Here is a 9,444-nt window from a genome sequence, read left to right on the forward strand (position 1 = left end):
GCATCGAAGAGGTCGAACTCCTCCTCGAAGAACATCATCGCGTCTCCCCATCGAAAGCTTGACCCCAGCACCGCGGTGCTCAGGTGCTCATGGCCGCCGGATACGCACGTCTGCGGTCTTCACCGGATGGGTACGGCGTAGTGGCGCCTACTAGTTTACTGAGCCGCAGAGGCGCGTCGGCAACGCAATGGTGAGTTCGGTCTGATTGATCGCCGTAGAACTCGTTCGTGATGACTGTGGGACTTGCTTGCGCGAAGAGGATTACAGCTTAGCCACCTTTTCAGCACGTTTGACCGGCTCCGTCGTTAGCGATTCTATCCGACCGCTCTTGAGCGTCAGTTTCTTCGTGCACACGCTTTGGATAAGGGCCTCACTGTGGCTCGCTAAAACGATAATGCCTGCCTTTTCAGCCAGTTCATCCATGCGCCGTTTGGCCTTGTCCTGGAATGAGGCGTCGCCGGCGCCGATCCACTCATCCATCAGCAAAATCTCAGGCTCGAGTGCGGTCGCCGCCGAAAAGGCCAGTCGTGCGGCCATGCCCTGGCTGTAGGCCTTGAACGGCAAGTCGATGAAATCCCCGAGCTCGCTGAAGGCGATGATGTCCTCCATCTTCTCTTCGATCTCGGCTTCCGTCCATCCGCTGATCAATCCACGCAACACGATGTTCCGGCGCCCGGTCGCCTCACGACGGAAGCCTATGTTGATGTTGAAAAGAGCGTCGACTTTGCCCTCGATCGCGACGCTTCCCGCGGACGGCTCGTAGATCCCATAGAGCACCTTGAGAAGGGTGGTCTTGCCGGCGCCGTTCGGGCCGACCAGGCCCAGGCGGTCGCCGGCCTTCAATTCGAAACTGACCCCGTCGAGCGCCTGCACGAATTGCTTTCTGCCCGAACCTTCGATTCTGCCGCCTGGCCCAGCCACACGCCGGTCCGGCGCGGAAAGCGTCAGCTTTTCGTGCAGCTTGTAAACAAGGCTAACGTTGTCCAGCTTGATGGAAACCATTGAAAACTCAGATGATGAAGATGACTTGCTTGCGATACCGGCCGAGCAGTAGCAATGCAATCGCCCATGTGGCCAAAGATATAATGATGGTCACAGTGAAAGCATGAACCGGTAGTTCTCCATCCATGATGGGCAAACGGACGATTTCCAGAAAATAAGTGAACGGATTCCAGTGATAGGCGTATTCTTGGACGCCGCCTTGCCCGCTGTATACCCAGAAAACGGGCGTGAAGAACATACCGACCCGCAGTAAATTGCCAACAATGAACTGGCTATCGGGAAAGAAAGCCCCGAGAAACGCAAATACGGTAATCATTGCGGGTGTAACCAGCAGTATAAGGAGCAATCCTGCGCCTGACCACAGCCATGAGGATGTCACCGCAGGACCACTCAACAGCAAAATGACAACGCAACCTGCGATCGCATAGCCCGCCCTGATGGCGGATTGCAATGCCAGTCGCATCACATACACAAACAAAGGCAGCGTCGTGCCTTCGATGAAGCTCTCTTCGCGCTGAAAGAGCGACACGCTCATGGACATGACTTCCATCAGGTAGAACCATACCAGAAGGCCGATCGCGACATGGGCGGCATAGCCCGCGACGTCCTTGCCGGCAGGCTGGAACACGAAAACGAACGTGCCTACGAACGCCACGTAGTTGACCAGCATCCAAAGCGGGCCGAGCGTCGTGCGCCTGTGCTGGTCGCCGATGTCCTCATGGGCAAGCGCGATCCAGACCCGGTGTAATCTCATGGCCTTTGAGATGTCGTCAAAAGCGCCGTTTAGTGCCGTAATCATAGCTGGGAGTATCGCAATCCGTTGTTCTGGCGCATCGTCCTTCGCTGGCCATAGCGAACCACCAAGCCCATCTCTAATAGCCATTTCGACGGGCATATGGCAACGCATTGCGTCGTAGCGAGGTCGGCAGCAGAGTCAACTGCGGCAAAATTGGACACATGCTGACGTAGCGGCAGTGTCCAAAGCGCAAGGTTCACCGAAGGGTCGGAAACAATCCATCCGGGAATAGGGAGTCAAGCTTACTCTTATTCACGCGCTTTTCCGAAAAAACATCTGGCTATGCCTTCAACCTCGCAGTATGCGATACAGGACGGCGGGGGCCGGGATGGCACTTGAGAAAGGTGATCGGCCGCGAAGCATCTTCGTGTTCGCATCTTGGTGGTGCCGATATCCGTGAGCCTGGAGTCTAGTACCGTCCAATGAATTCTTACCTCGAAGCAGTATTCGGACTTCGGCCCCAGATGCGGCGTGCCTTCATCATGGTCCAGGACGTGGTCATGGTCCTGGTCGCCGTGGCGCTCAGCCTCGTGCTTTCGCGGTCGAATCTTTCGTTCGAACCGCTCTCCAACGAGGGGCTGGCAACCTGGGCGGGCATTATTCTCATCAGCCATCTGCTGTTCAGATATTGTGGCCTCTACACGACCGTATGGCGCTTTGCCTCGACGCCGGACTTTTTCAATATCCTGAAGAGCTGCGCGATTTTGACGTTCGCTCTGTATGCCACTTCGCTGCTGGTTCGTTCTTTCCAACCGGTGCAGGGGCTCAACGAGCGCCAGTTCATCGTCTTCTTCCTCGTCTCCTTCACGATCATATCGGCGCCCCGGCTGTTCTACCGTTTCCTGCGTGACGGCGCGAGCTGGGGCATTCTGAGCCGCAAGACCGACGGGACGCAGGCCAAGCGAGCGTTGTTCGTCGGTCGTCTTGGCGAAGCCGACCTGATCATTCGCTTCACGCGCACGGCACAGCCGGCCGACTATTCCATCGCAGGCATCATGGCGACCGAGCATGGCGCGCCGTTGGGCACGCGGATCCAGGGTGTTCCCGTGGTGGCGACCCGGCCGCGTCTGATCGATGTCCTGGAAGACTATGCGAGCGGCACCAAAAGCCTGGATCTGCTGATTTTCGGCAGCGGCGCCGAGCACGAGATCGAGGAGTATTCGGAACTCGTCCGCGTCGCCCGGCATGGCGATATAAGTGTGGTGCAGTTTTCCGGCCTTTCGGAGCTGGAACGGCACGGCAAGCTGGTTCTCGACACCGTCGAGATGGAAACGATCCTGCGCCGTCCGACAGTCGCGTCCGATATCGAGCGCATCGGTGCCTTTGTCGGCGGCAAACGTGTTCTGGTGACGGGCGGTGCCGGCTCGATCGGCCGAACGCTGGTCAAACGGTCGCTGGAACTGGGAGCGGAGGCGGTGCTGGTCGCCGACAACTCCGAGTTCGGCATCTTCCAGCTGAGCCAGTATATCGACGAGAAGGACCACGACCGGCTCAAGGTCCGTATCGTCGATGTCGCCGACCGACGCCAGATAACGCGTGTCGTTACGGAATTCCGGCCGGATATCATTTTTCATGCCGCGGCGCTCAAACACGTTCCGCTGCTCGAGGAAAACTGGGATTCGGCCATCCAGACCAATATTTTCGGAACGCTCGTCTGTGCCGAGGTCGCCGCCAAATGCGGGGTTGCGCAATTTGTCCTGATATCGAGCGACAAGGCGGTGGATCCCTCATCGGTGCTTGGCATGACGAAGCGGGCCGCCGAACAGATCGTCAGCGCCTTGCATGGGACGCCAGCGGCCGAACCGGGCGGGCATCGCTCCGCCACCAGGTTCATAGCTGTGCGGTTCGGCAATGTCTTTGGCAGCAATGGTTCGGTGGCGACCATATTCCAGGCGCAGATCGAGGCCGGAGGGCCTGTCACCATCACCGACCGGCGCATGACACGCTATTTCATGACCGTGGCCGAAGCAGTCGATCTCGTCATCATGTCGGCGGCCGATGCCGCGTCGCGGCGGAGCGGGGATGACTATGCCGTCTATATGCTCGACATGGGCAAGCCGGTGCCGATTCTTGAAGTGGCCGAAACGATGATCCGCATGTCCGGAAAGAGCCCATACAAGGACATCGCAATCCGGTTCACCGGCATAAGGCCGGGCGAAAAACTCCACGAAACGCTGCATGGCGAAGATGAGGAACTCGTCGAACTCGGCATTTCGAAGATTTTTGGCCTCAGCACGGACGTGGTGGAATGGTCGGATGTCCAGATCGCGCTCACGGCGCTGCAGCAGTCGGCGAAAAACCAAGACAAGGCTGCCGCGCTCGCCGTGCTGGCAGGCCTTGACCGCGCCAAGAAGGCTAGGGGGAGCATTCGTCAGGACGTGATCCCGAAAACGGTCGGGCAGGCGGGCTAGGCCGCTCCTCTTCCGACGCGATCATGATTCGGGGATCTGAAAATCCCGGGCATATACAAGGTGTTTGACGTTCGTGGATAAAGCAGATCTGCGCATCGCGGTCCTGATGGGCACGAAAGATGGCGCCGCCTTCATCGATGAGCAGCTGCGGTCGTTGCTCGCCCAGTCGCATCCTCTGGTCGACCTGTGGATATCCGACGATGGCTCCATCGATGGCACGATCGCCATCATCGAGGCATGGAAATCCCGCTGGACCAAGGGTCGAATGACCCTTGTGGAGGGGCCGCGGCAAGGGTTCGCCGCCAATTTCCGGTCGATGATCCTTGATCGACGCATCGATGCGGACGGCTATGCTTTCTGCGACCAGGACGATATCTGGGAGCCCGACAGGTTGGAAAGCGCCATCCGCTGGATGCAGGCCCATGACGCAAAAACCCCGCTGATGTTTTGTTCGCGAACCGCGACCATGACGGAAACGGGAAGCCTTGTTGGCCATTCGCCGCTGTTTGCCCGGCCGCCATCCTTTCGCAACGCGCTTGTGCAAAGCATCGCCGGCGGCAATACCATGCTGCTCAACGCCGCGGCACGCGACCTGCTGGCCAGAGCCTGCGCGCGGACCGGGTTCGTCAGCCACGACTGGTGGGCCTATCTCATCGTGACCGCCGCCGGCGGCATCGTCCGCTACGATCCGCGGCCACTGGTGCGCTACCGGCAGCACGCGGCAAACCTGGTTGGCGCCAACGTGTCGTGGAGGGCAAGGGTTTCCCGGCTTGGCCGCCTGTTCAAGGGCGAGTTTGCCGACTGGACGGACCTCAACCTTGAAGGACTTGTCGTCAATCGCGACCTCCTGACCGAGGACGCGGCGCAATGCCTCGACCTGTTCACCAGGGGTCGGCAGGGCGGTCTTTTTCGCCGCCTGGCAGCCTTGCGCAAAAGCGGTGTCTATCGGCAGACTTTTTCCGGGACCCTGGGGCTCTATCTCGCTTTCATCCTCGGGCGCATCTGAGCATCGAAGGGCTGCGTGGCACGCTTGGTCAAGATATGAGCTCATGCTACGTCGACCGGATTGACGGGCTTGGCCCGCGGCGTTGCCTCGGGACTTTGACAGGGAGCGCCATCGGCCGTTCATGAAAGCAGCCAAGCACATTTTCGATCTTGCCGGCGCGGCTCTGCTGCTGGTGGTCACATCTCCCGTTTTGGCGCTCGCCGTCCTTGCCGTTCGGGTATCGTCGCCTGGTCCGGCTATTTTTTCGCAGACGCGGGTCGGTCGCGACGGCAGGCTTTTTCGCTGTCACAAGTTGCGCACGATGTATGTCGGGACGCCGTCATTGCCCTCGCATGAGGCGCCCGCGAATTCCGTCACAACGGTTGGCAAGGTGCTGCGGAAATTCAAGCTCGACGAACTGCCGCAGTTCTGGAACGTGTTGAAGGGCGAGATGAGCCTGGTCGGGCCGCGCCCCTGCCTGCCGACCCAGACGGAATTGATCGAGTGTCGCAGGCGGCTGGGGGTTTTGGCGGCACTTCCAGGCATAACCGGCCTGGCTCAGATCAGGGGCATCGACATGTCGAACCCGCGGCTTCTGGCTGAAACGGACGCCGCGTATCTCCGCACGGCGTCGTTCCGGCTTGATCTTCGGATCCTGCTCGGAACGCTCTACCGAGGCTGAACAAACCACGATCCCAAAAGTGGGATAGGAAGCTACGACTTACCGAGCCGCGCCAGTTCGGCCAGCCGCCCCAGCGGGTCGGTTTCGGGCGCCCATCCCTGCGATATCAGCAGGGCGGGATCGCATATCTGTGTCGCGGTCAGGCCGTCCCAAAATGCCTGCTTGCCCAGCACGCTTGCTGCCGGCCGCATCAGGCCTGCCGGCACGGTCATCAGGCGCATCGGCCGTCCGAAACCCCTGCGAAAGGCGGCGATGATGGCTTCGACGGTGACCGGCGGTACATCGGCGCCGACATAGATCGGGTGAAGTGGCGCCGAATGGGTCAACAGATGCGACACCGCTCGCACCGCGGCCTCGCGGGACATCAGCGAGCGGATTCCCGTCAAGGCGCCGGTCGGCAGCGGCAGCGCCGTATCGGCCAGGCGCATCAGCGTCGCCAGGTTTCCCTTCATGCCGCTCCCATAGACCGGTGGCAGGCGCAACACGGCGGCGTCGGAGCGGCCATGCGATGCATAGGCTTCCAGGATCCTGATCTCGCCTTCGCGCTTCGACCGCCCGTAGACGCATTGCGGGGCGGGAGGCGCGTTCTCGTCGATTGTCGCGCTGACCCGAGCGCCGATCACGGCCCGGATCGAGGAGAGATGGATGAAGCGTCCGCTTGCCTGCGCGGCCGCGGCATGCGCCAGCCGTGCGCTCAATTCCACATTGGCCGCCCGGTAGTCCGCTTCGGTGGCATTGCCTTGATCGTTGTTGAGGCCGGCACAATGGACGACATGGGTCACACCCCTGGTGAGCGTCAGGAAGGCCGCGGCGGGCGCATCGAAATTGGGCATCGGCACCGCGCCATCCCCCGAGCCAAGCCTCTCCGGATGGCGAGAGGCGAGGCGAAGTTCGGCGCCGGCCTGGCGAAGATGATGCACAACCAGGCGCCCGATGAAACCCGTTGCGCCGGTAACCAGGACCTTCATTGCCTTGCTCGCAACAGCTCTTGGGTAGCCGGCGGAGGCGCCTGTTCTTCCATCACCGGTGGAGGCGCATGCTTTTCCATCAACGGAGCCTGACAGCCGGAGGCAAGATACGTTCCGCACACCAGGAAGACCATCAGCACCGAGTCCACAATGTCATGTCCGACCAGGATACCCGTCATCCCGGCCGTGAGATAGGTTATCACCACGATGACAATCATGGTGGCGCCGAACCGCTCGACCGGATCGCTGCTGTTCCGCAAGACCCGAGCAGCATTTCCAGCGGCAACGACAAAGATCGCCGCCAGCGTTGCGGCGCCTAGAATTCCGGCTTGCACCGAAGCGGTCAGGAAGCCGTTGTGAAAATGGTTGAAGCCTGTCTCCATTGCGAACTGATCATGAAAGCCCTGCTTGATTAAAAGCTGGGTCGCGCCCACCCCATGTCCGAACAGTGGCATGTCACGGAATGCTTTGAGGCCGATCTCCCAAAGCGCGACACGTATTCCCAACGAGCTGTCGTAATTGCCCTGCGCGCCCAGCGCATTCCAATCGGAGTGCAGAAAGTCGATGCGCCCGGATATCGCCTGGAAGCCGAAAGCGGCGACCACGATGCCGACTGCCGCCAGCAGCAGAAGCACACGAACGGCATTCCTGCCTCTGAGCCTCCGATGGTTGATAAGCAAAACAGCGATGCCGGCAATCAGCAGAGCCAGCCAGGCAATACGCGAACCGGAATAGATGATGGCGATCGTCCCGGCCAATGCGGCGTGGAAAAGGGGGTTACGGGCTCGCTCTATGCCTGACAAGGCGCCGGCCACGCAGACCGCCACGGCAAGGCAGACGACCGTTGCGAAGACGATCGGGTTGCCGGCCCCGCCCTCGGCCCTGACCCCGATCCAATATTGCTGGATGACGGCCATGAGCAGCGCGACAAAACAGGCGGCCATGCAGCTGAGAACGATGGTGCGGGCAAGCATGGTTTTCTGCGTGATGCTCCAGGTCGAATAGGAGACGGGGAAAAACAGGAAGGTGACGAGCGGTATAAGGTGTGGCGCATCGCGGACGAACGAATTGTTGACGATAGTGGCCAGGAGATTGGCCGCGCAGTAGGCATATATCGCGACCGTCAGCCAGATCATTGGCCGGTCCGCGTTGAAGTGCCTTTTCCCAGATGCAATCAGCACGACGGAAGCCAGGGCTCCGCCGTTGAAAACAAAACTGACCACCGATCCCAGAACCGGTGGAAAAAAGAAGCAAAGGATGGAGAAGTAGATATTGACCCGCGAAGGCGTGAATTGCTGTCTCAGGGATGAAAGCCGGCTCAAATTTTCGGGCTCGCTATTTTCGGGAAGTTTCATGCGGCGGATCTTGTTTAGCGAAGCAGAATGCGCTCGCCTCGAAACTGCCCATGCCTCATGATGCACTTGCCCGCTTCCTGGGGCTGGTATAGCGGCTGGGCTTCTTTTTCGATAGTATGTCGGGTCGATTGTCACCGAAAAACAGCTGCCGGCGCGGGGTCGATCGGAGGGAGGTTCCCGGAAGGGCCGTAGCCGGTCTATTCAAGCAATATTTTTCCGGCATTTTCTCAGCTGTCAGCCTAGCGAGCAGGAATTTCCGGCTTTTCCAGCGTTCGTGGAAAATTCATTCCCGAACCATGCGCCCCAGAGCCAGTCTTGCATTGTTCTAGACAACGGCGATCTGCTAGAACGCCGGCACGAGAGAGATTGTCCAGAAGCAAGGCTTGAACCGGGCGCAAAGCTCGATGATTTGAGGCAAGATCTTCTGTCGGAAGGCACGAAAGAACGCTCACGGTCCATGACAACAGCGCTTACGCATCTCCAGCGGCTTGAAGCCGAATCCATCCACATATTCCGCGAGGTTGCGGCCGCTTTTTCCAAGCCGGTCATGCTCTATTCGGTCGGCAAGGATTCATCCGTGCTGATGCATCTGGCGATGAAGGCGTTTTATCCCGCTAAGCCGCCGTTTCCCTTTCTTCACGTCGACACGACGTGGAAATTCCGCGAGATGATCGCCTTTCGCGATCAGATGGCGCAGAAACTCGGCTTCGATCTCCTGGTTCACGTCAACGAAGATGGCGTACGCGACAACATCAATCCGTTCGACCATGGTTCGAACACGCACACCCATGTGATGAAGACCGTGGCGCTGCGCCAGGCGCTCGACAAATACGGTTTCGACGCGGCCTTTGGCGGCGCCCGTCGCGACGAAGAGAAATCGCGCGCCAAGGAGCGCATCTTCTCCTTCCGCAACGCCCAGCATGTGTGGGACCCGAAGAATCAACGCCCCGAGATGTGGAAGATATTCAACACCCGCATCGCAACGGGCGAATCGATCCGCGTCTTTCCGCTGTCGAATTGGACCGAACTCGATATCTGGCAGTACATCCTGCAGGAGAGTATCCCGATCGTGCCGCTCTATTTCGCCAAGGAGCGGCCGGTGGTGGAACGCGACGGCATGCTGATCCTCAGGGATGACGAGCGCATGAAACTGCGCCCCGGCGAGACGGTGGAGAACCGGCTGGTGCGGTTCCGCACGCTTGGCTGCTATCCGCTGACCGGGGCCATCGAATCGGATGCCGACAC

8 protein-coding genes are annotated in these 9,444 nt (G+C 59.8%); 4 read left to right on the forward strand and 4 right to left on the reverse strand.

What is annotated here, in order from left to right; all coding sequences use genetic code 11:
* Nucleotides 1-261: 261 nt before the first annotated feature.
* Nucleotides 262-1,002 carry an ABC transporter ATP-binding protein gene (locus NKG99_RS34700; RefSeq protein WP_352873906.1) on the reverse strand — a complete coding sequence of 247 codons (741 nt, stop codon included), beginning with the start codon at nt 1,000-1,002 and terminating at the stop codon, nt 262-264.
* A 7-nt stretch (nt 1,003-1,009) separates the two neighbouring features.
* On the reverse strand, nt 1,010-1,897 hold the full coding sequence (locus tag NKG99_RS34705; protein ID WP_352873907.1) for an ABC transporter permease: 888 nt from the start codon (nt 1,895-1,897) through the stop codon (nt 1,010-1,012).
* Between the two features lie 323 nt (nt 1,898-2,220).
* On the opposite strand from NKG99_RS34705, the gene NKG99_RS34710 reads away from it, so the two are divergent.
* The 3 genes from NKG99_RS34710 to NKG99_RS34720 all read left to right on the forward strand — a co-directional run bounded on the left by NKG99_RS34710 (nt 2,221) and on the right by NKG99_RS34720 (nt 5,876).
* Nucleotides 2,221-4,209, forward strand: a complete 1,989-nt coding sequence (locus NKG99_RS34710; RefSeq protein WP_352873909.1) for an SDR family NAD(P)-dependent oxidoreductase — start codon at nt 2,221-2,223, stop codon at nt 4,207-4,209.
* Nucleotides 4,210-4,282: 73 nt separating this feature from the next.
* Nucleotides 4,283-5,215, forward strand: a complete 933-nt coding sequence (locus NKG99_RS34715) for a glycosyltransferase family 2 protein (RefSeq protein WP_352873910.1) — start codon at nt 4,283-4,285, stop codon at nt 5,213-5,215.
* 121 nt (nt 5,216-5,336) lie between these two features.
* Entirely contained in the window at nt 5,337-5,876 is a 540-nt protein-coding gene (locus tag NKG99_RS34720; protein WP_352873911.1) for a sugar transferase, read from the forward strand.
* A 32-nt stretch (nt 5,877-5,908) separates the two neighbouring features.
* On the opposite strand, the gene NKG99_RS34725 is transcribed toward NKG99_RS34720, so the two are convergent.
* Together NKG99_RS34725 and NKG99_RS34730 are read right to left on the reverse strand one after the other, a co-directional pair.
* Nucleotides 5,909-6,844 (reverse strand): NAD-dependent epimerase/dehydratase family protein, encoded by a 936-nt coding sequence (locus NKG99_RS34725; protein ID WP_352873913.1) that lies wholly within the window; start codon nt 6,842-6,844, stop codon nt 5,909-5,911.
* The gene (locus NKG99_RS34730) at nt 6,841-8,166 is read right to left on the reverse strand and encodes an O-antigen ligase family protein (protein ID WP_352873916.1); all 1,326 of its coding nucleotides are present in this window, start codon (nt 8,164-8,166) and stop codon (nt 6,841-6,843) included. The genes NKG99_RS34725 and NKG99_RS34730 overlap by 4 nt, the downstream gene beginning before the upstream one ends.
* Before the next feature lie 490 nt (nt 8,167-8,656).
* Here NKG99_RS34730 and cysD point away from each other — a divergent pair.
* Nucleotides 8,657-9,444 (forward strand): sulfate adenylyltransferase subunit CysD (gene cysD / locus NKG99_RS34735; protein WP_352873914.1); only part of this gene is annotated, 788 nt, incomplete at its 3' end.

It is taken from the genome of Mesorhizobium sp. M1409, assembly GCF_040317535.1.
In the GTDB taxonomy this organism is placed as follows: Bacteria; Pseudomonadota; Alphaproteobacteria; order Rhizobiales; family Rhizobiaceae; genus Mesorhizobium.

Bases quoted from the DNA above. Each gene is read 5' to 3' on its own strand.
- NKG99_RS34700 (WP_352873906.1), bottom strand. From the start codon at position 1,002: ATGGTTTCCATCAAGCTGGACAACGTTAGCCTTGTTTACAAGCTGCAC.
- NKG99_RS34705 (WP_352873907.1), bottom strand. From the start codon at position 1,897: ATGCCCGTCGAAATGGCTATTAGAGATGGGCTTGGTGGTTCGCTATGG.
- NKG99_RS34710 (WP_352873909.1), top strand. From the start codon at position 2,221: ATGAATTCTTACCTCGAAGCAGTATTCGGACTTCGGCCCCAGATGCGG.
- NKG99_RS34720 (WP_352873911.1), top strand. From the start codon at position 5,337: ATGAAAGCAGCCAAGCACATTTTCGATCTTGCCGGCGCGGCTCTGCTG.
- NKG99_RS34725 (WP_352873913.1), bottom strand. From the start codon at position 6,844: ATGAAGGTCCTGGTTACCGGCGCAACGGGTTTCATCGGGCGCCTGGTT.